This is a genomic window from Cryobacterium melibiosiphilum, assembly GCF_003602235.1.
GTDB lineage: Bacteria > Actinomycetota > Actinomycetes > Actinomycetales > Microbacteriaceae > Cryobacterium > Cryobacterium melibiosiphilum.
In genome coordinates, this window is sequence record NZ_QZVS01000048.1 from 1 (window position 1) to 22,494 (window position 22,494).

At 67.8% G+C, this 22,494-nt stretch carries 22 protein-coding genes, 1 rRNA gene and 1 pseudogene; 20 read left to right on the plus strand and 4 right to left on the minus strand.

What is annotated here, in order from left to right:
* Positions 1 to 360 precede the first annotated feature (360 nt).
* Positions 361 to 477, plus strand: a 5S ribosomal RNA gene (rrf, locus tag D6T64_RS01895).
* Positions 478 to 628: 151 nt separating this feature from the next.
* Here rrf and D6T64_RS22440 read toward each other — a convergent pair.
* A complete protein-coding gene (locus D6T64_RS22440) occupies positions 629 to 793 on the minus strand; it encodes a hypothetical protein (protein ID WP_158594766.1) in 165 nt (54 codons plus the stop codon).
* Between the two features lie 1,026 nt (positions 794 to 1,819).
* On the opposite strand from D6T64_RS22440, the gene D6T64_RS01900 reads away from it, so the two are divergent.
* The 17 genes from D6T64_RS01900 to D6T64_RS01980 all read left to right on the plus strand — a co-directional run bounded on the left by D6T64_RS01900 (position 1,820) and on the right by D6T64_RS01980 (position 19,009).
* Positions 1,820 to 2,740, plus strand: a complete 921-nt coding sequence (locus D6T64_RS01900) for a tetratricopeptide repeat protein (protein WP_199719028.1) — start codon at positions 1,820 to 1,822, stop codon at positions 2,738 to 2,740.
* Positions 2,715 to 3,752, plus strand: coding sequence for an HAD-IIA family hydrolase (locus D6T64_RS01905; RefSeq protein WP_119970923.1), 1,038 nt, complete (start codon positions 2,715 to 2,717; stop codon positions 3,750 to 3,752). Before D6T64_RS01900 ends, D6T64_RS01905 begins: the two co-directional genes overlap by 26 nt.
* A gap of 367 nt (positions 3,753 to 4,119) precedes the next feature.
* Complete coding sequence (locus D6T64_RS01910) at positions 4,120 to 4,317, plus strand: hypothetical protein (protein ID WP_119970925.1); 198 nt, start codon at positions 4,120 to 4,122, stop codon at positions 4,315 to 4,317.
* On the plus strand, positions 4,314 to 5,117 hold the full coding sequence (locus D6T64_RS01915; RefSeq protein WP_119970927.1) for a TlyA family RNA methyltransferase: 804 nt from the start codon (positions 4,314 to 4,316) through the stop codon (positions 5,115 to 5,117). Before D6T64_RS01910 ends, D6T64_RS01915 begins: the two co-directional genes overlap by 4 nt.
* Complete coding sequence (locus D6T64_RS01920; RefSeq protein WP_233550777.1) at positions 5,114 to 6,055, plus strand: NAD kinase; 942 nt, start codon at positions 5,114 to 5,116, stop codon at positions 6,053 to 6,055. Before D6T64_RS01915 ends, D6T64_RS01920 begins: the two co-directional genes overlap by 4 nt.
* Before the next feature lie 9 nt (positions 6,056 to 6,064).
* On the plus strand, positions 6,065 to 7,867 hold the full coding sequence (gene recN / locus D6T64_RS01925; protein WP_119970929.1) for a DNA repair protein RecN: 1,803 nt from the start codon (positions 6,065 to 6,067) through the stop codon (positions 7,865 to 7,867).
* Positions 7,848 to 9,584, plus strand: coding sequence for a CTP synthase (locus tag D6T64_RS01930; RefSeq protein ID WP_119970932.1), 1,737 nt, complete (start codon positions 7,848 to 7,850; stop codon positions 9,582 to 9,584). The genes recN and D6T64_RS01930 overlap by 20 nt, the downstream gene beginning before the upstream one ends.
* Positions 9,577 to 10,242, plus strand: a complete 666-nt coding sequence (locus D6T64_RS01935) for an NUDIX domain-containing protein (RefSeq protein ID WP_119970934.1) — start codon at positions 9,577 to 9,579, stop codon at positions 10,240 to 10,242. The genes D6T64_RS01930 and D6T64_RS01935 overlap by 8 nt, the downstream gene beginning before the upstream one ends.
* A 4-nt stretch (positions 10,243 to 10,246) precedes the next feature.
* Entirely contained in the window at positions 10,247 to 11,164 is a 918-nt protein-coding gene (gene xerD / locus D6T64_RS01940) for a site-specific tyrosine recombinase XerD (RefSeq protein WP_119970936.1), read from the plus strand.
* A gap of 139 nt (positions 11,165 to 11,303) precedes the next feature.
* The gene (locus D6T64_RS01945; protein WP_119970939.1) at positions 11,304 to 12,200 is read left to right on the plus strand and encodes a ParA family protein; all 897 of its coding nucleotides are present in this window, start codon (positions 11,304 to 11,306) and stop codon (positions 12,198 to 12,200) included.
* A 73-nt stretch (positions 12,201 to 12,273) separates the two neighbouring features.
* On the plus strand, positions 12,274 to 13,077 hold the full coding sequence (locus tag D6T64_RS01950) for a segregation and condensation protein A (protein ID WP_233550780.1): 804 nt from the start codon (positions 12,274 to 12,276) through the stop codon (positions 13,075 to 13,077).
* Complete coding sequence (gene scpB, locus D6T64_RS01955; protein ID WP_233550778.1) at positions 13,067 to 13,666, plus strand: SMC-Scp complex subunit ScpB; 600 nt, start codon at positions 13,067 to 13,069, stop codon at positions 13,664 to 13,666. The genes D6T64_RS01950 and scpB overlap by 11 nt, the downstream gene beginning before the upstream one ends.
* Positions 13,663 to 14,538: a pseudouridine synthase gene (locus D6T64_RS01960; RefSeq protein WP_119970943.1), complete on the plus strand. Its 876-nt coding sequence runs from the start codon at positions 13,663 to 13,665 to the stop codon at positions 14,536 to 14,538. Before scpB ends, D6T64_RS01960 begins: the two co-directional genes overlap by 4 nt.
* 55 nt (positions 14,539 to 14,593) lie before the next feature.
* Complete coding sequence (locus tag D6T64_RS01965; protein ID WP_119970945.1) at positions 14,594 to 15,676, plus strand: prephenate dehydrogenase; 1,083 nt, start codon at positions 14,594 to 14,596, stop codon at positions 15,674 to 15,676.
* A gap of 2 nt (positions 15,677 to 15,678) precedes the next feature.
* Positions 15,679 to 16,368 carry a (d)CMP kinase gene (gene cmk, locus D6T64_RS01970; protein WP_119970948.1) on the plus strand — a complete coding sequence of 230 codons (690 nt, stop codon included), beginning with the start codon at positions 15,679 to 15,681 and terminating at the stop codon, positions 16,366 to 16,368.
* A complete protein-coding gene (gene der / locus D6T64_RS01975; protein WP_119970950.1) occupies positions 16,365 to 17,876 on the plus strand; it encodes a ribosome biogenesis GTPase Der in 1,512 nt (503 codons plus the stop codon). Before cmk ends, der begins: the two co-directional genes overlap by 4 nt.
* On the plus strand, positions 17,876 to 19,009 hold the full coding sequence (locus D6T64_RS01980) for an acyltransferase family protein (protein WP_119970952.1): 1,134 nt from the start codon (positions 17,876 to 17,878) through the stop codon (positions 19,007 to 19,009). Before der ends, D6T64_RS01980 begins: the two co-directional genes overlap by 1 nt.
* Before the next feature lie 149 nt (positions 19,010 to 19,158).
* On the opposite strand, the gene D6T64_RS23055 is transcribed toward D6T64_RS01980, so the two are convergent.
* Together D6T64_RS23055 and D6T64_RS01990 are read right to left on the minus strand one after the other, a co-directional pair.
* On the minus strand, positions 19,159 to 19,455 hold the full coding sequence (locus tag D6T64_RS23055) for a hypothetical protein (protein WP_119970955.1): 297 nt from the start codon (positions 19,453 to 19,455) through the stop codon (positions 19,159 to 19,161).
* An 11-nt stretch (positions 19,456 to 19,466) separates the two neighbouring features.
* Complete coding sequence (locus D6T64_RS01990) at positions 19,467 to 19,796, minus strand: ArsR/SmtB family transcription factor (protein WP_119970957.1); 330 nt, start codon at positions 19,794 to 19,796, stop codon at positions 19,467 to 19,469.
* 114 nt (positions 19,797 to 19,910) lie between these two features.
* Here D6T64_RS01990 and D6T64_RS01995 point away from each other — a divergent pair, with 114 nt between their 5' ends.
* Both D6T64_RS01995 and D6T64_RS02000 read left to right on the plus strand, forming a co-directional pair.
* A complete protein-coding gene (locus D6T64_RS01995; RefSeq protein WP_233550779.1) occupies positions 19,911 to 20,759 on the plus strand; it encodes a lytic transglycosylase domain-containing protein in 849 nt (282 codons plus the stop codon).
* Positions 20,760 to 20,856: 97 nt separating this feature from the next.
* Complete coding sequence (locus D6T64_RS02000) at positions 20,857 to 21,255, plus strand: SRPBCC family protein (RefSeq protein ID WP_119970959.1); 399 nt, start codon at positions 20,857 to 20,859, stop codon at positions 21,253 to 21,255.
* Between the two features lie 177 nt (positions 21,256 to 21,432).
* On the opposite strand, the pseudogene D6T64_RS22445 reads toward D6T64_RS02000, so the two are convergent.
* A pseudogene (locus tag D6T64_RS22445) lies at positions 21,433 to 22,494 on the minus strand (hypothetical protein); the annotation flags it as partial.

A 22,494-nucleotide genomic window follows, 5' to 3' on the forward strand; every position in this document is an offset into this window, starting at 1 on the left:
ATAATCAGGAAAGCCACCCCTCACGGGGTGGCTTTCCTGCGTTAAGGCCACCCGCACGGGTGGCCTTTTCTGGTTTAACTAGCTGTTGGACCGGGTGGTCACTCACCGTGTGGGAGCGTGCGGCTCGCTCCTCAGCTCAAACAATGGGTGGTCGGGGGATGTCCCGCATAAAGCGCGCGGGACATCCCCCGACCACCCATAACTCGACACCCCGCGAACCGCACGCACCCACACTCCACCCGCGGCGTGGGCGGCGCTGACGCGGTGAAACGGGCTGACGGGGAGCCCGTATACTAGAGGGACGACGTAATTGTTGGAACAACTTGATGGTCATGCTGAGGCGTGATCGTCACACGATGTTTCGGTGGCTATAGCAAGAGGGAAACGCCCGGTCACATTCCGAACCCGGAAGCTAAGACTCTTTGCGCCGATGGTACTGCAGGGGGGACCCTGTGGGAGAGTAGGACACCGCCGGACTCCACTTAGCAGAATCAGGATGGCCACCCCGCGAGGGGTGGCCATCCTGCGTTAACGATCAGTTGCCGCAACGGCAGATGTTCGATTGGAAGTAGGCTGGGTAGGTCCGTCTACGACTAGCGGACTAATTACAGGAGATACAGTGAGCCCTTCACGACCGCCCGCCGACGACGCACGCAACAACGGCAGAGACGACCGACGCTCCGGCGGCAACCAGAGCGGTCGCCCCCAGGGCGCGCGCGATGGCGCCACCGGCGCTCCCCGCTCCGGCGGTTATGAAGGCCGCTCGCAGCGCCCCCGCCAGGATGGCGACCATGCCCCGTATCGCGGAAATAACGACCGCCCACAGCAGGGCGAACGTCCTCCCTATAGAGGCAACACTGACCGTCCAAGTGGTGGCAGCGACCGCGCCCCGTATCGAGGCAACTCCGACCGCCCGTCTTCGGGTGGCGAGCGTCCTCCGTACCGCGGTAACTCCGACCGTCCGCAGCAGCGTGACGGCGATCGCCCCGCATATCGTGGCAACTCCGACCGTCCGAGCTCGGGTGGAGAGCGTCCTCCGTACCGCGGTAACTCCGACCGTCCGCAGCAGCGTGACGGCGATCGCCCCGCATATCGTGGCAACTCCGACCGCCCGAGCTCGGGTGGAGAGCGTCCTCCGTACCGCGGTAACTCCGACCGTCCGCAGCAGCGTGACGGCGATCGCCCCGCATATCGTGGCAACTCCGACCGCCCGTCTTCGGGTGGAGAGCGTCCTCCCTACCGCGGTAATTCTGACCGCCCGAGCTCGGGTGGAGAGCGTCCTCCGTACCGTGGCAACAGTGACCGTCCGCAGCAGCGCGATGGCGAGCGTCCCGCATATCGTGGCAACTCCGACCGCCCGAGCTCGGGTGGGGAGCGTCCTCCGTACCGTGGAAACTCCGACCGTCCGTCGTCGGGTGGGGAGCGTCCTCCGTACCGAGGCAATAGTGACCGTCCGCAGCAGCGCGATGGAGATCGCCCCGCGTACCGCGGCAATAGTGAGCGTCCGTCGTCGGGTGGGGAGCGTCCTCCGTATCGGGGTAACTCCGAGCGACCGTCTTCTGGTGGGGAACGCCCGCCGTACCGGGGCAACTCGGACCGGCCCGCGGCATCCGGTGACCGCAAGCCGTGGGCGAAAGACGGCGCGCGCCCCGAGCGCAGCAACGACCGCCCCCGTTCTGACAGCGGCGACAAGCCCTGGACCCAGCGCGGTGGCAACCCGAACCGTGCCGGAGCTCCGCGTGACGCCGGCAAAAAGCTCTGGACACGCGATGGCGCGCCCGCCCGCAACGACCGCGATGCCCGGGTCGTCGAAGAGGAGATGACCGAAGAGCAGCGGATGCAGCGCGAGCTACGCTCGGTGCGCCCGCGCCACGACGACCCGGAACTGCCCGACGATATCTCGGCCAACGACCTTGACCGCATCGCGCGCAACGAGCTCAAGACCCTGACCAAGGAGAACGCCGAGACCGTCGGTCGCCACCTGGCCATGGCAGCACGCGTCATCGACAGCGACCCGCAGCTGGCACACCAGCACGTGATGAGCGCCGCTCGCCGAGCCGGCCGCATCGGCGTCGTGCGCGAAAGCCTCGCCATCACCGCGTACGCGACCGGCGACTTTGCCCTCGCACTGCGTGAGCTGCGCACCTACCGTCGTATTTCCGGATCCAACGACCAGCTTGCGCTCATGGTCGACAGCGAACGAGGTGTCGGCCGCCCCGACCGCGCCCTCGAACTCGGTCGCTCCGTCGACCGCAGCACGCTGCCGGCCGGCGTGCAGGTCTCGCTCGCGATCGCGATGTCCGGCGCCCGCCTCGACCTCGATGAGACCGAGGCCGCGCTGACCGAGCTGGAAATTCCGCAGCTCGACCCGACCAAGGCTTTCAGCTACAGCGCCGAACTCTTCGCCGCCTACGCCGAGGTTCTCAGTGAACTCGGCCGCGACGACGAAGCCGAAAACTGGCTGCAGCGCGCCAAACGCGCCAACTCCGCGATCGACCCCGACAGCGACGGCGACGAAACCATCGAGATCCTCGAAATCGATGAGGACGAAGACGACGACGTGGCCTATGGCGCGAGCGACGCCGGTGACGACGACGACGACGACGATGATGATGATGAAGCGGATGCCGAAGACCTCGCCACCGCAGCCGCGGCGTCCGAGTCCGACGACACCGACGAGGCCCCCGAAGCTCCCGAAGCGGACGCCGCGCCCGATGCTGACGCTGCGCCGAAAGCGTAAGGTGACGACCCCGCTCGACGGCATCGATGTGCTGCTCGCCGATCTCGACGGGGTCGTCTACGCCGGCCCCGCCGCGATTCCGGGGGCTGTCGAGAGCCTGAACCGCGCGGCCGAAACCCTGCGGGTGGGCTACATCACCAACAACGCGTCGCGTACCGATCGTTCCGTCGCCGACCACCTGGTCTCCCTCGGGCTCACGGTGCAGCCGACGGATGTCGTCACCTCCCCCCAGGCGGCCGTGCGGCTTCTCGCCGCTGCGGCTCCGGCCGGTTCTCGGGTTCTCGTCGTCGGCGGCGACGGACTCGTCGACGAGGTCGAGAAGGCCGGGTTCATTGTGACCCGTTCGGCCGACGACCACCCGGCGGCCGTCGTGCAGGGCTTCTCGCCCGACGTGGGCTGGGTACACCTCGCCGAGGCGGCTTTCGCGCTCAATTCCTCCGCAGGCGACGACACGCCCGGCATCCCCTGGATCGCCACGAACACCGACTGGACCATTCCGGTGGCCCGGGGCATCGCGCCGGGCAATGGCACGCTCGTGTCGGCCGTGCACACCGCGGTCGGTCGGCTGCCGCAGGTCGCCGGCAAGCCCGAGGTACCGATCTTCACCGAGGCCGTGTCCCGATTCGGTGCCCAAACGCCGCTGTTCATTGGCGACCGCCTCGACACCGACATCCTGGGCGCCAACCGGGCCGGCATCCCCGCCGTGCTCGTGCTGACCGGTATCGACCGGGCCAAGCAGGCCCTCGTCGCGGATGCCTCCTCGCGTCCGGCGTTCCTGCTCGAGAACCTGAGCCAGCTGCACGAACCGTACCCGGTGACGACCTTCTCGAAGGACGCCGCCACGGCCACCGTGGCGGGCGCGAGTGTGCGCATCCGCGGCAACGACGTGGAGATCGTGAAGGAGGGTGACGGCGGCATCAACCTGCTGCGCGCCGCCTGCGCGATCATCTGGTCGAGCGGACGCCCGATCTATGGGCTCAACGTGCCGGAGCGGCTGTACGCAGCGCAGTAGTCCTCCGCTGTTGGGATTTCGACAGGCTCAATCCGGCGGCCTGCGCGCGAAACGCGCTCCGCAGGCCGGCCTGCGGGGTCTCGATACGCTCGTTCCTCGCTACTCGACCAGCGGATGGGGATCCCCGCTGGTTGAGCCGCGACGAAGGAACGGTCGAAACCGGGCGAGCCGACCTTCAGTCTGAGGGTCGGCTTGCGGGGTCTCGATACGCTCGTTCCTCGTTCCTCGCTACTCGACCAGCGGGTGGGAATCCCCGCTGGTCGAAATCGGGCGAGCCGACCTCGGTCCTCGCTACTCGACCAGCGAGGTTGGTCAATGCCCGCAGGGCTACCAGCGGGCGGGGTGTCGAGCGCGATAACCTAGATACGTGATTTCCGAACATTCTGACCATGACGCGCTGGCCGCGCGTCTCGCCGCCATCGATGCACAACCACTCGAAGACCGGGCGGCCGCTTTTTCCCAGCTCAGCGAGGAACTCCGCGCGCGGCTCGATGGCACCGGCGTGATCGACGACGTTGCCGCGGCCTCGACTTTCGCCACGACCACTGCTGGGGTGACGGCGTGAACGCCGAAGACCTGCGGCTCGACGCCGCGCTGACCGAACGCGGTCTGGTTCGCTCGCGCACCGTGGCCGCCCGGCTCATCGCCGACGGCCTCGTCACGGTCGACGGCAAGCCCGTCGTCAAGGCCAGCCACCGGGTCAGCGACGACGCCGTGCTCGAAGTCGCCGCCACCGACCACTACGTCAGCCGCGGCGCCCACAAACTCATCGCCGCCCTCGACGCGTTCGCCCTGCCGATCGCCGGCCGCACCGTGCTCGACGCCGGCGCCTCCACCGGCGGCTTCAGCCAGGTGCTGCTCGAACGTGACGCCGCGCAGGTCATCGCGATCGACGTCGGCCACGGCCAACTCGCCCCAAGCCTCATGGACGAACCACGACTGAAACTGGTCGAGGGTTTCAACATTCGCTACGCGACCCCCGAAACGGTGGCCGGGGCATCCGGTATCACCGAACGCCCCGACCTGATCGTGGGCGACCTGTCCTTCATCTCGCTCACAACCGTGCTGCCGGCCCTGGCCGCGACGGCCGTGCCCGGCGCCGACTTCGTGCTGCTGATCAAACCCCAGTTCGAGGTGGGCAAGGGCGGCATCCGTGAGGGCGTCGTGCACAACGCCGGCCTACGCTCCGACGCCATCGCCGGCGTGCTCTGGGCCGCCTGGGACTTAGGGCTCGGCACGAATGGCCTGGTCGCCTCGCCCATCGCCGGTGCCACCGGCAACCGCGAATACCTGTGCTGGCTCAGCACCGCCGGCACCAACCCCACCGAGTGGATGAAACGAATCGAAGTGCTGGTGGGCGCGTGACCGTGCCCGCCGCTGAACGGGGTAGGGCGCCGCGCTACATCCTCGTCGTCGCGCACACCGGCCGGGCCGATTCGCTCGTCGCCGCCGCGACCGTCGCCGAACAACTCATGGCGAGTGGCGCCGTGCCGGTCTTCACGAGCGACGAACGCGCCGACCTGCTCGCGGCCTCGCCGCAGCTGAACGGCAGCCTCGCCATCCTCGGCGACACCGTGCAGCCGCACGAACTCGAGCTTGTTGTTGTGCTCGGTGGCGACGGCACCATTCTGCGCGCCGCCGAAATGGTGCGTGGATGCTCCGCGCCCCTTCTCGGCATCAACCTCGGCCACGTCGGATTCCTGGCCGAAAGCGAACGTGACGACCTCGGCGAGGCCGTGCGTCGCGCCCTGCTGCGCGATTACGCCGTCGAGGAACGCCTCGCGCTCAGCGTGCGGGTCAAGGTCGGCACCGACGTCGTCTACGAGACCTGGGCCCTCAACGAGGTCACCGTCGAAAAGGCCAGCCGCGAGCGCATGATCGAGGTCGTCGTCGAGGTTGACGGGCTGCCGCTGAGCTCGTTCGGCTGTGACGGTGTCGTGATGTCCACGCCCACCGGATCCACCGCGTACTCCTTCAGCGCCGGTGGCCCGATTGTCTGGCCGGGCGTCGAGGCCCTGCTGCTGGTTCCTCTGAGCGCACACGCGCTGTTCGCGCGGCCGCTCGTGGTCGGGCCCGACTCGTCACTCGCGGTCGAAGTGCTCGGGCGCACCGGGGCATCCGCTGTCTTATGCGCCGATGGCCGGCGCACCCATGCCCTGCCGCCGCACGCCCGCGTGGTCGTGAAACGCTCGACCGTGCCGGTGCGGCTCGCCCGCCTGCACACCGGCCCCTTCACCAACCGTCTTGTCAACAAGTTCAACCTGCCCGTCACCGGATGGCGCGGCCCCGACGACCATGGGTAGGAGCACCGCATGATCGAGGAACTCTCCATTCGCGACCTCGGAGTGATCGCCGAGGCGACGCTGCCGCTCGGCCCCGGCTTCACCGCCGTGACCGGTGAGACCGGCGCCGGCAAGACCATGGTGGTCACCGCCCTCGGGCTGCTGCTCGGCGCACGCGCCGACGCCGGCACCGTGCGGCAGGGGCAGTCCCAGAGCTGGGTCGAGGGCCGCTGGGTCATCGAACCCAATGGGCTCGTCGCCGATCGGGTGCGTGACGCTGGGGGAGACCTCGACGGCCCCGAGCTCATTCTCGGCAGGTCCGTCAGCGCGGAGGGCCGTTCGCGCGCCGTCGTCGGCGGCCGCGGAGCCCCGGCAAGCGTGCTGGGCGACCTTGGCAGTGCCCTCGTCGTGGTGCACGGGCAGTCCGACCAGGTGCGGCTGCGTACCGCGATCGCCCAGCGCGACGCCCTCGACCGCTTCGCCGGGCCGAAACTGGCGACCGCGCTCGGCAAATTCAGCCACGCTTTTCACCGCTGGCAGGCCAACCAGCTCGAGTATGACCGGCTCGTCGCCGAACGCGACCTGCGCGCCCGCGAAGCCGACGAACTGCGCGCCGCGATCGCTGAAATCGAGGCCGTGGCGCCGCAACCCGGCGAAGAAGCCGAGCTCACCGGCCGCGCCGAACGCCTCGGCAACCTCGAAGAGCTGCGGGTCGGCGCCGAATCTGCCCGCCAGCTGATCAGCGCCGAGGACAACCCCGACGACGTGCCCGACGTCGTCGCCCTGCTCGAATCAGCCCGCCGCACCCTCGACCGCATCGCCGAACACGACGCCGAACTGGCCCCACTCGCCGAGGGCCTGGCCAACACCGGCTTTCTCGTCGCCGACATCGCGGCCCAGCTCTCCAGCTACCTCGCCGGCCTCGACGCCGACGGCGCCCGCGAACTCGAAATCGTTCAGGAACGCCGTGCCGACCTCACCGCGCTCGCCCGCAAATATGTCGGCGGCATCGACGAAGCCCTCGAATTTCTGGACACCGGCAGCGCCCGGCTGCTCGAACTCGACGGCGATTCCGAACGCATCGACGAACTCCGCAGCGAAGCGGATGCCGACCACGCCCTGGTCGACCAGCTCGCGACCGCGCTCACCGCGTTGCGCACGGCCGCGGCGAAGAAACTCGGCGCCGCCGTCACCGCCGAGCTCGCGGCCCTGGCGATGCCCGACGCGTCGCTCGTCGTGACGCTCGACACCAAACCCGAGTTCACGGCGAACGGCCGCGACCTCGTCACGATTCTGCTGCAGCCCCACGCCGGAGCCAGTCCTCGGCCCCTCGGCCGTGGTGCCTCCGGCGGCGAGCTCAGCCGGGTGATGCTCGCCATCGAGGTGGTCATCAACGCGACGGACCCCGTGCCCACTTTCGTCTTCGACGAGGTGGACGCCGGCATCGGGGGAGCGGCCGCGATCGAGATCGGCCGCCGGCTGGCCCGGCTGGCCGAAACGGCGCAGGTCATTGTCGTGACGCACCTCGCGCAGGTCGCCGCGTTCGCCACGAACCACCTGAGCGTCGTCAAGGACAGCGATGGCTCCGTCACGGCCAGCAGTGTGCGGCAGCTGCAGGGCGACGCGCGTGCGGCCGAGATGGCGCGCCTGCTGTCGGGGCTGCCCGACTCGAAGAGCGGGCTCGAGCACGCCCGGGAGCTGCTCGCGCTGGCCGGCACCGGCACCAGCCCGGCGGCCTCCGCGAGCCCGACGGCATCCGTTTCGGCGGCATCCGCAGAAGCAGGTGCTACGATCGAATCCCGTGGTGGAAAATATGAACGCGGACTCTTTTGATCTTCAATCAGGTGCTTCGGCGCCTTCGAACAAGCCTGACAACGGCACGGCGAAGACGGTCAAGCAGATCTTCGTCACCGGCGGTGTCGTCTCCTCGCTCGGCAAGGGCCTGACGGCCGCCAGCCTCGGCAACCTGCTCACGGCCCGCGGACTGCGCGTGGTGATGCAGAAGCTCGACCCGTACCTGAACGTCGACCCCGGAACGATGAACCCGTTCCAGCACGGCGAGGTCTTCGTCACCGACGACGGCGCCGAGACCGACCTCGACATCGGCCACTACGAGCGCTTCCTCGACATCAACCTCGGGCAGAGCGCCAACGTGACCACCGGCCAGATCTACTCCGAGGTCATCGCCCGGGAACGCCGCGGCGAGTACCTCGGCGACACCGTGCAGGTCATCCCGCACATCACCGATGAGATCAAGCGACGGATGCGCCTGCAGGCCGACGATGACCTGCGGCCCGACGTGATCATCACCGAGGTCGGTGGCACCGTCGGTGACATCGAGTCCCAGCCGTTCCTCGAGGCCGCACGCCAGGTGCGCCACGAACTTGGCCGCAACAACGTCTTCTTCGTGCACGTCTCGCTCGTGCCGTTCCTCGGTGCGGCCGGCGAGCAGAAGACCAAGCCCACCCAGCACTCCGTCGCCACGCTGCGCTCGATCGGCATCCAGCCCGACGCCCTCGTGCTGCGCAGTGACCGCCCGGTATCCGAGTCGAACAAGCGCAAAATTGCGCTCATGTGCGACGTCGAAGAAGAGGCTGTCGTCAACTGCATCGACGTCGCCTCGATCTACGAGATCCCGACCTTGCTGCACGATCAGGGGCTCGACAAATACATCATCAGTGCCCTCGGCCTCACCGCCTCGAACGTGGACTGGTCGGGCTGGGAAAACCTGCTCGAGGCCGTACACCACCCCAAGCACGAGGTCACCATCGGCCTGGTCGGTAAGTACATCGACCTGCCCGACGCCTACCTGTCGGTCACCGAGGCCCTGCGCGCCGGCGGCTTCGCCAACCAGACCAAGGTCAAGATCCAATGGATCGGCTCCGACGACTGCGAGACCCCGGAAGGCGCCGCCAAGTTGCTCAGCGAACTGGACGGCATCTGCGTGCCCGGCGGGTTCGGTATCCGTGGCATCGAAGGCAAGCTCGGCGCGCTCACCTTCGCCCGAGAGAACGGGATCCCGGTGCTCGGCCTGTGCCTCGGCCTGCAGTGCATGGTCATCGAGTACGCCCGCAACAAGGCGAACCTGCCGCTGGCGAGCTCGTCGGAGTTCGACCCCGACACCGACACCCCGGTCATCGCGACGATGGAAGAGCAGGTCGAGATCATCGCCGGCGGCGACCTCGGCGGCACCATGCGCCTCGGCCTCTACCCGGCCGACCTCGCTGCGGGCTCCATCGTGGCCGAGCTCTACGGGGCACCGGTTGCCAGCGAGCGTCACCGTCACCGCTACGAGGTCAACAACGCCTACCGCGACCAGATCGCCCTCGCCGGTCTCTCGTTCAGCGGTGTCTCGCCCGATCGCAAGCTCGTCGAATACGTCGAGCTTCCGCGCGACGTACACCCGTTCTACGTGGGCACCCAGAGCCACCCGGAGCTGCGGTCGCGCCCGAACCACGCGCATCCGCTGTTTCGCGGCCTGATCGCCGCCGCCCTCGACCGCCAGCAGGCCAGCCGCCTGTTCGAGGTCAAGGAAGACGTGGATGCCTGACACCTCCGCCACGGTGGCCCGGCCGCTCGCCGACGAACGTGTTGATGTGCCGATCAATCAGACCAGCATGGTCTTCGAGGGGTACATCTGGTCGGTGCGTCAGGACAACTTCGACTACAACGGGTCGTCGATCGTGCGTGAGTACATCGACCACCCCGGAGCCGTCGCGGTGCTCGCGCTCGACGACCAGGACCGCGTGCTGCTGATCAACCAGTACCGCCACCCCGTGCAGATGCGGGAGTGGGAGTTGCCCGCCGGACTGCTCGACATCGCCGGCGAGAGCGCGCTGCTCGGCGCGCAGCGTGAGCTGGCCGAAGAGGCCGACGTGCAGGCCACCGACTGGAACGTGCTGACCGAGTTCTACACGTCGCCGGGCGGCAGCAACGAGAGCCTGCGCGTCTACCTCGCGCGCGGGGTCTCCGCCTCAACCGAGGTGTTCGACCGCACCGAAGAGGAGGCCGACATCGAGATTCGCTGGGTGCCCCTCGACGAGGTCGTCGACGCGGTGCTCGCTCGCCGGGTGCAGAACCCGGGCCTGATCGTCGGCGTGCTCGCCGCGCAGGTCGCCCGGTCGCGGGGTTGGGCTTCTTTGTCGCCGGCGGATGCGCCGTGGCCGCGGCATCCGCTGAATCGTCACCTGCCCGACTCAGAGGCGTAAAGCGGTGCTGATCGAGGCGGCCGTGGATTCGTTCCTGCGGCACGTCTCGATCGAGCGCGGGCTCGCCCGCAACACCGTCGCCGCCTATCGGCGTGACCTCACGATCTACACCGACTGGCTCGAGACCGCGGCGATCGTCAGCCTCGACGCCGTCACGAGCGCGCACATCTCCGAGTTCGTGCGGTTTCTCGGCACCCGGGAGGAGGCGCCGTTGACGGCGGCGTCAATCGCGCGCATCCTCTCGACCGTGCGCGGCTTTCATCGTTTTCTGCTCGACGAGCAGGTGGTGGCAGCGGATGTCGCCCACGACACCAAACCGCCCAAACTCGCCCTGCGCCTGCCGAAGGCCATCTCGATCGACCAGGTCGCCGCGCTGCTCTCCGCGACCGACGGCGACGAGGTGCAGCAGCTGCGCGACAAGGCGCTACTCGAGCTGCTCTACGCGACCGGGGCCCGGGTCTCGGAGGTGGTCGACCTCAACGTCGACGACGTGCTCGAACAGGTGCTCGAGCAGCAGATGGTGCGCCTCACCGGCAAGGGCAACAAGCAGCGGCTGGTGCCGGTCGGCAGTTACGCCCGCGCGGCCGTGAGCGCCTACCTGGTGCGCGCCCGGCCTGTGTTCTCGGCCCGCGGCACCGCGACGCCGGCGCTGTTTCTCGGGGTGCGCGGCCACCGGGTCAGCCGGCAGAACGCCTGGCTGATCATTCGCGCCGCCGCCGAGCGTGCCGACCTCGGGGTGCCGGTGTCGCCGCACACCCTGCGGCACTCCTTCGCGACTCACCTGCTCGCCGGCGGCGCCGATGTGCGCGTCGTGCAGGAGCTGCTCGGCCATTCCTCGGTCGCCACGACGCAGATCTACACCCAGGTCACCGTCGACACCCTGCGCGACATGTACACGACCGCTCACCCCCGCGCCCGCTGACGCCGGCCGAGTGGGGCAGCGGATGTCGCCGCACCGGCGGTTCGCGGCGGCCGCCGGGCCTGGTTCGGCTAGAATCGACCGAGTGACAGGTGCAGGACGTATCGAAGGCGGGTCAGTGACGCGTAGGCAGAGTGACCGGATGGCTCTCCCCGGATTTGAAACGACCGTTGACGCGGCCGCCGAAACGGCAACAGCAAAACCGGTCGGTCCGACCGGGCGTCAGAAACACGAGTTTCCCGACCCGCGGCCCATCAAACGGCACGGTCCCGCGCGCATCATCTCGCTGTGCAACCAGAAGGGCGGCGTGGGCAAGACCACGACGACCATCAACCTCGGTGCCGCCCTCGCGAGCTACGGCCGCCGGGTGCTGGCGATCGACTTCGACCCGCAGGGCGCTCTCTCGGCCGGCCTCGGCGTGCCCACCCACGACGTCACCACGATCTACGACCTGCTGCTCAACGGCAAGGTCGACCCGAAAGACGCGATCCAGCAGACATCCGTCGCGGGCCTCGACGTGATTCCGGCCAACATCGACCTCTCCGCGGCGGAGGTGCACCTCGTCAACGAGGTCGCCCGCGAGCAGATCCTGGCCCGGGTGCTGCGCAAGGTCAGCGCCGACTACGACGTCATTCTCATCGACTGCCAGCCGTCGCTCGGCATCCTCACCGTGAACGCGCTCACCGCGAGCCACGGCGTGCTGATCCCACTCGAATGCGAGTTCTTCGCGCTGCGCGGCGTCGCCCTGCTCATCGAAACCATCGACAAGGTGCGCGACCGGCTGAACCCGGCCATCGAACTCGATGGAATCCTCGCGACCATGTACGACTCGCGCACCCTGCACTCGCGTGAGGTGCTCGAACGGGTTGTCGACGCGTTCGGCGACCGGGTGCTCGAAACCGTCGTCGGCCGCACCGTGAAGTTTCCCGACGCCAGTGTCGCTGGGGTACCCATCACCGAATTCGCCCCGGAACACGCGGCCGCCAAGGCCTACCTGTCGGTGGCGCGGGAACTGATCCAGCGTGGCGCTGTCGCCTGATCTGGTCGTAAAGACGGCACTGGTCGAGAAGCCGGCACTGGTCGAGAAGACGGCACTGGTCGAGAAGACGGCACTGCTCGAGAAGCCATCGTTCTCGGTCGCCCTCGGCGACCTCGAGGGCAACTTCGAGGGCCCGTTCGACCTGCTGCTGCAGCTCATCTCCCGGCATGAAATGGATATCACCGAGGTCTCGCTGAGCCGGGTCACCGACGAGTTCATCGGGTACCTGCGCGGCCTCGACGCCGCCGAAGAGCTCGACCAGGCCACCGAGTTTCTCGTGGTCGCGGCGACCCTGCTCGACCTCAAGGTCGCCGGTCTTCTGCCGGCCGGTGAACTCGTCGACGCCGAAGACGCCGCCCTGTTCGAGGCCCGCGACCTGCTCTTCGCCCGGCTGCTGCAGTACCGGGCGTTCAAAGAGGCCTCGCTCTGGTTCACCGAACACCTCGACCGCGAAACCCAGCGGCACACCCGCACGGTGCGGCTCGAAGAGAAGTACCGCCAGCACACCCCGGAGCTGGTCTGGACTCTCAGCCTCGATGACTTCGCCGCCCTCGCGACCCTGGCCGTGACGCCGCGCGAGCTGCCCACGGTCGGACTCGAGCACCTGCACGCCCCGCTCGTCAGCATCCGCGAGCAGGCCGCCTACGTCGTGGCCCGGCTGCAGGCCGAATCGTCGATCACGTTTCGCACGCTCATCGCAGACGCCGACCAGAAGGGCGTGGTCATCGCGCGTTTCCTGGCCGTGCTCGAGCTGTACCGGCACGGCGCCCTCGACTTCGACCAGCCCGAACCCCTCGGGGAACTCACCCTGCGCTGGATCGCCACGACCTGGTCCGATGCGAGCCTCGCCGCCCTCGGAGTCGACGATGACAGCTAGCCCGACCCTGACCGCTCAGACCTTGACAACGGATGCCGACGCCCTCGACCGCAAGCTCGAGGCGCTGCTCATGGTCGCCGACGAACCGCAGTCCCTGGCGCTGCTGGCGACGGCGGTGGCCTGCCCCCTCGCGGAGGTACGGGCATCCGTCGCCCGGCTCGTGGCCGACTTCGACGGCGTGACCCCGCCAAACGTGCGGCGTGGCTTCGAGCTGCGCGAGGTCGCCGGCGGCTGGCGCATCTACGTGCGCGCCGAGCACGACGACCTGCTGAGCGACTTCGTGCTCACCCAGAACCCGAGCAAGCTCTCTCAGGCCGCGCTCGAAACCCTCGCGGTGATCGCCTACAAACAGCCGATCAGCCGCGGATCGGTCGCGTCGATCCGGGCGGTCAACGTCGACTCCGTCGTGCGCACCCTGCTCGGCCGGGGCCTGATCACCGAGGCGTCGACCGACGCCGAAACCGGCGCGATCAACTACGCCACCACTGACTTGCTGCTCCGCCAGCTCGGAATCAACTCGCTCGACGAGTTGCCACTTCTCTCACCGTTACTCTCTGACGGTGCCAACGGATTCGAGGATCTGCGATGACACACGATACCCAACACAACACCCCCGATTTCGCGGGCAATCCCGACGCCGCCGCCGACGGGGTACGCCTGCAGAAGGTGCTCGCCGGGGCCGGCGTCGCCTCCCGCCGGGTCTCCGAAGACCTGATCACGAGCGGCCGCGTACGCGTGAACGGCAAGGTCGTCACCGAACTCGGCCGTCGCGTGCACCCCGAGAGCGACCAGGTCGCCGTCGACAACGTCGCCGTGCAGCTCGACACCACCCGCCGCTATCTGATGCTCAACAAGCCCGTCGGCGTGGTCTCGTCGATGCAGGACGAGAGCGGACGCCCCGACCTGCGCGAATTCACCGACCAGTTCGACGAGCGCCTCTTCAACGTCGGCCGCCTCGACGCGCAGACCAGCGGCCTGTTGATCCTCACCAACGACGGTGACCTCGCCCACGTGCTCGCTCACCCGTCCTTCGGCGTCTCGAAGACCTACATCGCCAAGGTCGAGGGCCGCGTCTCAGCGCAGACCGTGGGCAAGCTGCAGTCGGGCATCGAACTCGACGACGGCCCCATCCAGGCCGACAAGGCCCGCATCCTCGCGAGCCCTCCCGGCGACGGCTTCAGCATGGTCGAGCTGTCGCTGCACTCCGGTCGCAACCGCATCGTGCGACGGATGCTCGCCGCCGTCGGCCACCCCGTCGTCGATCTTGTGCGTCGCCAGTTCGGCCCGCTCAACCTCGGCACGCTGCGCCAGGGCGCGGTGCGGGAGCTCACCCGCGAAGAACTCGGCGCGCTGCTGACCGTGTCCCGGTCGGCTCCGACCCCGAACCGTGACGCGGCCCTCGCCAATGCGGCCGAAGAGGCGCACAACAACGACGACGACGTGCCGCAGGCCGAGCGCTAACCGGCGCGCAGCATCCGCTCACCCTGCATTCTGTAACACCTGAAGGAGTCGACCCGTGGTCGAAAGTCGCTTAACCGGGCCGGTTCGCATCGTCGGCGTCGGCCTGCTCGGCACCAGCATCGGCCTGGGCCTGCGCGCCCGGGGCATCACGGTGACCCTGGCCGACGCGTCGCCGACGAACCTGAGCCTCGCGATCGACTACGGCGCCGGGGTGGCAGGCGGCCCGGGGGACACCCCGCAGCTCATCGTCGTCTGCGTGCCGCCCGACGTGACCGCCGACATCGTCGCCCGCGAGCTCGCCGCCTACCCCGACGCCATCGTGACGGATGTCGCGAGCGTCAAGCTCGCGCCTCTCACGGCGCTGCGTGCGAGCGGCGCCGACGTGTCCCGCTACATCGGCTCGCATCCGCTCGCCGGCCGGGAGAAAGGCGGCCCGCTCTCGGGCCGGGCCGACCTGTTCATCGGCCGCCCCTGGGTCGTCGCCGCGCACGATGCCATCAGCTACCAGCAGGCCCGCGCGATCGACGACCTGATCCTCGACCTCGGGGCGATCCTCGTAGAGATGACCCCCGAAGAACACGACCGCGGGGTCGCGCTCGTCTCGCACGCGCCGCAGCTCATCTCGACGCTGATGGCCCACCGGTTGACGGATGCCGCCCACTCCTCCCTGAACCTCGCCGGCCAGGGCCTGCGCGACGTCACGCGCATCGCCGCGAGCGACCCTGACCTCTGGGTGCAGATCCTCGCCGCGAACGCGAGCCCCGTACGGGAGATCCTGCTGGCTTTCCGCGACGACCTCAACCGCGTCATCGACGCCCTCGACGACCCCGCCGCGCCCGGCGCGCAGCGCCGCATCGCCGAAGAACTCGCCGGCGGCAACGCCGGAGTCGCCCGGCTGCCCGGCAAACACGGCCAGGACCGCCGCTACGGCTCGATCATCGTGATGGTCGACGACCGCCCGGGTCAGGTCGCCCGGCTGCTCGCCGAAATCGGTGAACTCGGCGTCAACATGGAGGACCTGCGCCTCGAACACTCACCGGGGGCCCAAATCGGGCTCGCCGAAATCTTTGTCCTCCCCGAGGCCGTCTCGCGCCTCACCGAAGAGCTGGCCGCCCGCGGCTGGCGGATTGCTGGTTAGCCATGGGCCGTCACACCCTCCCCACCCTCGTCGCGATCGACGGGCCGGCCGGAAGCGGCAAGTCCAGCGTGAGTCGCGCCGCCGCCCGGCGCCTCGGCTTCGCCTATCTCGACACCGGTGCCGCCTACCGGGCCTTCGCCTGGCTCAACCTCGACAACGGCACCGATACGAGCGATACGGATGCCGTGCGCCGCCTGCTCCCGGAATTCGACTACTCGATCGGTACCGACCCCGACGAGTACTACGTGCGGGTGGGGCAGATCGACGTGACCGACGCCATCCGCTCACCCGAAGTCAGCGCCGCCGTCAGCGCGGTCGCCCGCATTCCCGCGGTGCGCAGCCAGCTGACCGACCTGTTCCAAAGCCTCGCGAGCAACGTGGATCGGCCGGGAGTGATCATCGAGGGTCGTGACATCACGACCGTCGTGGCACCCGAAGCGGAGGTGCGCATTCTGCTCACGGCGTCCGAGCAGGCTAGAATGGATAGACGCTCTGCGGAAATTACCACCCAGTCGGCCGAAACCGTGGCAGAACAGCTGCGATCGCGAGATCGCGCAGACTCCCAGGTTGTCGACTTTATGAGCGCCGCAGACGGTGTGATAACCGTCGATTCCACCCATCTTGACTTTGAACAGACCATTCAAGCGGTCATCGACGTCATCAACACACGCACGAAGCGGGCATTTGCATGAGTAACGAATACGACGACACGAGCACAGCGCTCGATACCGAGCTGGCGGAACGACTCGCCAACCTCGACGAGGAACTGGCCACGCGGCGTTCGACCGCGCTGCGCACCGGCCTCGACGAGTACGAACTCGACGACGAAGACCTCGACGTTCTGTCGAACGTCACCGACGACCCCGATGCGATCCAGTACCTGCCGGCGTTGCCGGTCATCGCAATCGTCGGTCGCCCCAACGTGGGCAAGTCCGCGCTCGTCAACCGCATCCTCGGCCGCCGTGAAGCGGTCGTCGAGGACACCCCCGGCGTCACGCGTGACCGCGTCACCTACAAGGGCGAGTGGGGCGAGCGTCACTTCAGCCTCGTCGACACCGGCGGTTGGGAGCCCGACGCCAAGGGCATCGACCGCTCCGTCGCGATGCAGGCCGAACTGGCCATCGAGCTCTCCGACCTCGTCATGTTCGTCGTCGACTCCAACGTGGGCCCGACGTCGACCGATGAGGCCGTCGTGCGCCTGCTGCGCAAGAGCGGCAAGCCCGTCTTCGTCATCGCCAACAAGGTCGACGATGTGCGCCAGGAGCCCGAAGCGGCGAGCCTGTGGGCGCTCGGCCTCGGCCAGCCCTGGCCCGTTTCCGCGCTGCACGGTCGCGGTGTCGCCGACCTGCTCGACGCGATCCTCGAAATCCTTCCCCACGTGTCGGCCGTTGCCAAGCAGGAGGTGGGCGGCCCGCGTCGCGTCGCCATCCTCGGCCGCCCGAACGTCGGCAAGTCCAGCCTGCTGAACAAGGTCGTCGGCGAGGAGCGCGTTGTTGTCAACGAGCTCGCCGGCACGACCCGCGACCCGGTCGACGAGCAGGTCGAGCTCGGCGGCAAGGTGTGGCGTTTCGTCGACACCGCCGGCATCCGTCGCCGAGTGCACCTCGCCCAGGGCGCCGACTTCTATGCCTCGCTGCGCACCAGTGCGGCCCTCGAAAAGGCCGAGGTCGCCGTGGTGCTGCTCGACGTGACCGAGGTCATCAGCGAGCAGGACATCCGCGTCATCGACCTGGTCATCGAGTCCGGCCGTGCGCTGGTTCTTGCCTTCAACAAGTGGGACCAGATTGACGACGACCGTCGTCGCTACCTCGAGCGTGAGATCGAGCAGGACCTGGCGCACGTGGCCTGGGCTCCGCGCGTGAACATTTCGGCTCTCACCGGTCGTCACATGGAAAAGCTTGTTCCGGCCCTCGAGCTCGCGCTCGAGTCGTGGGACACCCGCATCGCCACCGGCAAGTTCAACGCGTTCCTCGCCGAGCTCGCCGCGGCGCACCCGCACCCGGTGCGCAGTGGCAAGCAGCCCCGCATCCTCTTCGGAACCCAGGCGTCCAGCCGGCCGCCGACGTTCGTGGTCTTCACCACCGGGTTCCTCGACCCGGGTTACCGTCGTTACATCCAGCGTCGCCTGCGCGAGATCTACGGCTTCGAGGGAAGCCCGATCAATCTCAGTATGCGAGTCCGCGAGAAGCGCAAACGCTGATGACGGCGCTGCGCGGGCGTCGGCGGCTGAACCCGATCGTGGTTCCGCCGCGGAGCAAGCTCGACTCGATCCAGGTCGCCCGCGGTTTCGCAGCGCTCTGTGTCGTGCTGTTCCACGCCGAGCTCGTGCAGGGCAAGTACTTCGCCGTCGAGGTGCTGCCGGTCTTCTTCGACCGCGGCATGAGCGGCGTCGACCTGTTCTTTGTGATCAGCGGTTTTGTCATGGTGCTCACCACGCGTGGGCGCCATGAGAAACCGCGCGAGGTGGGCAAGTTCCTCTGGAACCGGTTCTTCCGCATCTATCCGACGTACTGGGCGTACGCGCTCGCGCTCGTTCCCGTGCTGATCGTGATGCCGAGTTTCATCAACTCGTCGCAGGGCGGGGGAGTGGATATCTTCTCCTCCTTTCTGCTGCTGCCCACCGAAACCTTCCCGATTCTGCTTGTGGCCTGGACCCTGACCCTGGAGGTCTGGTTCTACATCGTCTTCGGGCTGGTGCTGTTCCTGCCCGAACGCTGGCTCGTTCCGGTGCTCGGTGTCTGGTTCGCGCTGCTCGTGCTCGTGAACTGGGGCGGCCCGATTTCGGCCAACCCATACCTCGAACTGCCGACCAACGCGATGGCGATCGAGTTCATCTTCGGCGGTATCGCCGCGCTGCTGTTCCGCACGGTCAACCGTGTACTCGCGGTTGGGCTCGGTGTTGTCGGTGTTGCCGTCGTGGTGTTCCTCGGCACGGCATCGGATGCCGACCTCTACGCCGGTCCCGGACTGGAACGTCCGCTGACCCTGGGTCTGGGCTTTGCCCTCATCATGCTGGCCTTCACCGCGATCGAACACCGCGGCGGCATCGGTGTGTTGTCCAAGCTCACGATCTTCGGCGACATGTCGTACTCGGTGTACCTCTGCCACGTGCTCGTGCTGAACGTCATCGGTCGCGGCTGGGCCTACATCGTCGCGGAGCCATCCGCTAACCCGCTCGTGGCCTGGGGCTTCTGGATCGTCACGATCGGCGCCGTGCTGGTCGTCGGCTACCTCAGCTACCGCCTGATCGAACGCCCCGTGATGACGGTCTCGAAGACCTGGCGCGTCAAGGTCTTCCGCGAGAAGACCCGCATCCCCGCCACCGTCACGTAGCCCGAGGCCCGCCACCCGCTGGTCGAGCAGCGCGCATGCTCTTCGCGCGCGTGTCGAGACCCCGCACGCCGACCTCTCACCGCGCTACACACCGAAAAAGCCGCTGACTCTGTCTCCAGAGTCAGCGGCCTTCATCGTGCTCCGACGACCTAGTGCTCGTCGTAGTGGCCCTCGTGCAGGGCGTGCTTGTGGCCGTCGTGCAGGTAGTCGGTGTGGTCGTCGTGGGCGACGGCCTCGTGGCCGCAGGCCGCGCCGTGCTCGTGGTCGGCCGGAACGTGCTCGGCGTGCGACTCGTGCTCGTCGTAGTGGCCCTCGTGCAGGGCGTGGTGGTGTGTGCCGTGCACGTAGTCGGTGTGTCCGTCGTGGCTGACGGCCTGGTGGCCGCAGGTGTCGCCGTGCTCGTGCTCGGTGACGGAATGCTCGGCGTGAACGTCGATGAGGGTCATGTGGTGCTCCTTCAGTGCGTGTGTGCTGTTGTGGTCTCAGTGGAGTCGGGATCGGATATTTCAAGAACGTGGTTGATCGCGTCCTCCACCACGTGGGCGACATGCTGGTCGGCAATCGCGTAGGTGGCTTCCCGGCCCGACCGGGTCACAATCACGACCCCCGCGTTTCTCAGCACCTTGAGGTGCTGAGAGACGAGGGGTTGTGACTGTTCCGTTGCCAGTACCAGCTCGCTCACCGTTGCCGGTGCCCGACTGAGTACCCGCATGATCGTCAGGCGTGACGTGGAGGCCAGCGCTTTGAACAGCTCAGCCGCCTCGGTGACGCCGCGATCGATTCCCATGACTACAGACAACCAGGTCCATAAATATATAGCAATCTATTTATGCAATGAATAATGGTTCTCACAGCGCAGCGGGCCCCGACCTCACGGTCTAAAGTAGTGAGAATGGTTCTCATGAATGACTTTGATCGGATGCTTGCGGGGGTGGCGCCGGAGCATCCGTCGTCAGATTGCCCCGACACCGAGCCGGCCAGCGGAAATCGTGCCTGGTCGCCCTGGCCAGTGGTCGTGACGCTCGGGGTCGCCCTGCTCGGGGTGGCCAGCGTGCTCGCCGCCGTTCTTCTCACCGTGACTCCGCCGGACGTAGCCGTCGCGAGCGCCTCCGCTTCGGCGACGGATGCCCCGGCGCCCAACCCGACGCCCTCTCCCGTTCCGTCTCGCCGCGAGACGCCGATCTCGATCGCCGACCTCGCCGACCCGGAGTGGGTCGAGCGCATGGCGGAGAAGGCCGCGATTCCGCCGCGGGCCCTCGCCGCCTATGCCGGCGCGGCGCTGAGCGTGCAGCAGACGCATCCGCACTGTGGCCTGGGCTGGAACACGCTCGCCGCCATCGGGCACGTGGAAACCGAACACGGCAGCATCTTCGGCGGTTCCCTCTCGGTGGCCGGCGTCGCGACCCCGGCGATCGTCGGCGTCGAACTTTCCGGCAACGGGGTCGATGCGATCGCCGACACCGACGACGGTCGCTTCGACGGTGATCCGACCTGTGACCGGGCGGTCGGCCCGATGCAGTTCATCCCCTCGACCTGGGCGCAGTTCGCGCAGGACGGCAATGGCGACGGCATCACCGACATCCATCAGATCGACGATGCTGCGCTCACCGCCGCGCACTACCTCTGCGCGGCGGGGCGCAGCCTGCACCTGGATGAGAACTGGATCGCCGCCGTCGGCGCGTACAACTCGTCGACCGAGTACAACAACCGCGTGGCGGCCGCGGCGAGCCACTACGCCTCGCTCGTCTAAATGACATTGAGTGCTTGCACTGTGCGCGCGCGTTGGGGGGAGCGCAGTGCGTGAGTGCGTCGTGTAAGCGCACGGCAAAGACACGTAGCGTTAGGGCATGCCTCTTAATGCCACCCGCCACATTTCCCTCGCGATCCAGCGCAGCCCCCGCGACGTCTACGCCTTTGCGAGCAACCCCGAGAACCTGCCGCTGTGGGCCGCGGGCGTCAGTGAGTCGATCGCGATCATCGACGGAGTCTGGACCACCCAGTCCCCGATGGGCGCCGTGACGATCGAGTTCACCCCGCAGAACGATTTCGGCATCCTTGACCACTACGTCACCCTGCCGACGGGGGAGACCTTCGCCAATCCGCTGCGTGTCATCGCCAACGGCGAGGGCAGCGAGGTCATCTTCACGCTCTTCCGCCTGCCCGACGTCGACGACACCGCCTTCGAAGCGGATGCCGCCGCCATCGCCACCGACCTCGCCGCCCTGAAGGCCCATTTCGCGGAATAACCCGCGTCGTCTGCGATGGCTCCGGTCTGTCGTATCCGCTCGACCCGTCGAAATGCCCAGCTGAACCAGAGGCCGAGTTTCTTCATGGCTCGCGGAGCTGTTGACTTCGCCGCGTCGTGGGATGTGCTGTGCGGGCGAATGGCTGAGTAGTCGCATTCACCGTGCTCATCGATCGGCTCAGTCGTCGAAACGGATGGGTGATGCGAGGTGGAGTGCGGACTTGCTCAGGAGTCGGATCGGTGTTTGGTCCGGGTCGGCTTTCACTGGCGGGATGAGCCAATATTCGGGCCCGATTCCGTTGAAGGCGTCGGTGCGGGTGACGACCCAGCCGTCGTTGTGCAGTCGGAGGTGGCAGGGTTTGCAGAACAGGATGCCGTCGTCGATGTTCGTTTGCCCGTTGTTGCCGGCCCAGCCGTGGAGGTGGTGGGTTTCGGTCCAAGCGGGGGGTTTGGCGCAGTTGGGCATCATGCAGCCGCCGTCGCGGATGGCGAGGGCAGCGCGTTGAGTGTTGGTGAAGAGGCGTTGGGTTCGTCCGACGTCGAGGGGTTGTCCGCCGTTGCTGAAGAGGATGGGGGTGAATCCGCTTATGCAGATCAGTCGGGCGATGGTCGCTTCCGGTGCCGGGTTGATGGTGCCCTCTAGGAGCCCGTCGCTCAGTCCCCAGGTGACGCTCTCAGTGCTGGGCGACGATGCGCTCCCGGTGGCGCGGCTCCCTGGGATACCGAAACTTCCGGTTGCCGGGAGCGGCACAGTATCCGGAGCGTTGCTGCCGGCGGGTGGGTCGGCGCTGGAGCCGATACCCGACTCGGGATCCTCGTTCGCATCGGTGACCGTCGCGGCGCTGAGCGTGGCGCCGGGCTCCTCAGCGCCCGTCTGAGCTTGGTGTCTTCTGGTCGTGCCGTTGTTGCTGCCTTGGCTGACGCTGTCGCTGGCGTAGTCGCCACTGCTGGTGCCATCGCTGTCGCTGTCGCCAGTGATTTCGCCCCGGGGGTCCGTATCGGCGTCTGAAGTCCTGTCGTTCGGACACCTGATCTCGGAGCGATCCGGAGAAGGGGAACTTTCCGTGGCGGTGCCGGTGTGGTCCGTGGTGCTGGTTTCGTCGGTGGCGTCAGCAGTGGTCTCGGGTTCGGTGGGGAAGGTGAAGACGGCTTTGACGCTGGGCCCGACGGGTCCGAAGACCGTGCCGGGGTCGGCTTTGGCAGCGACGTGGAGCGCCTCGATCAGGGACTCCGCGGCGAT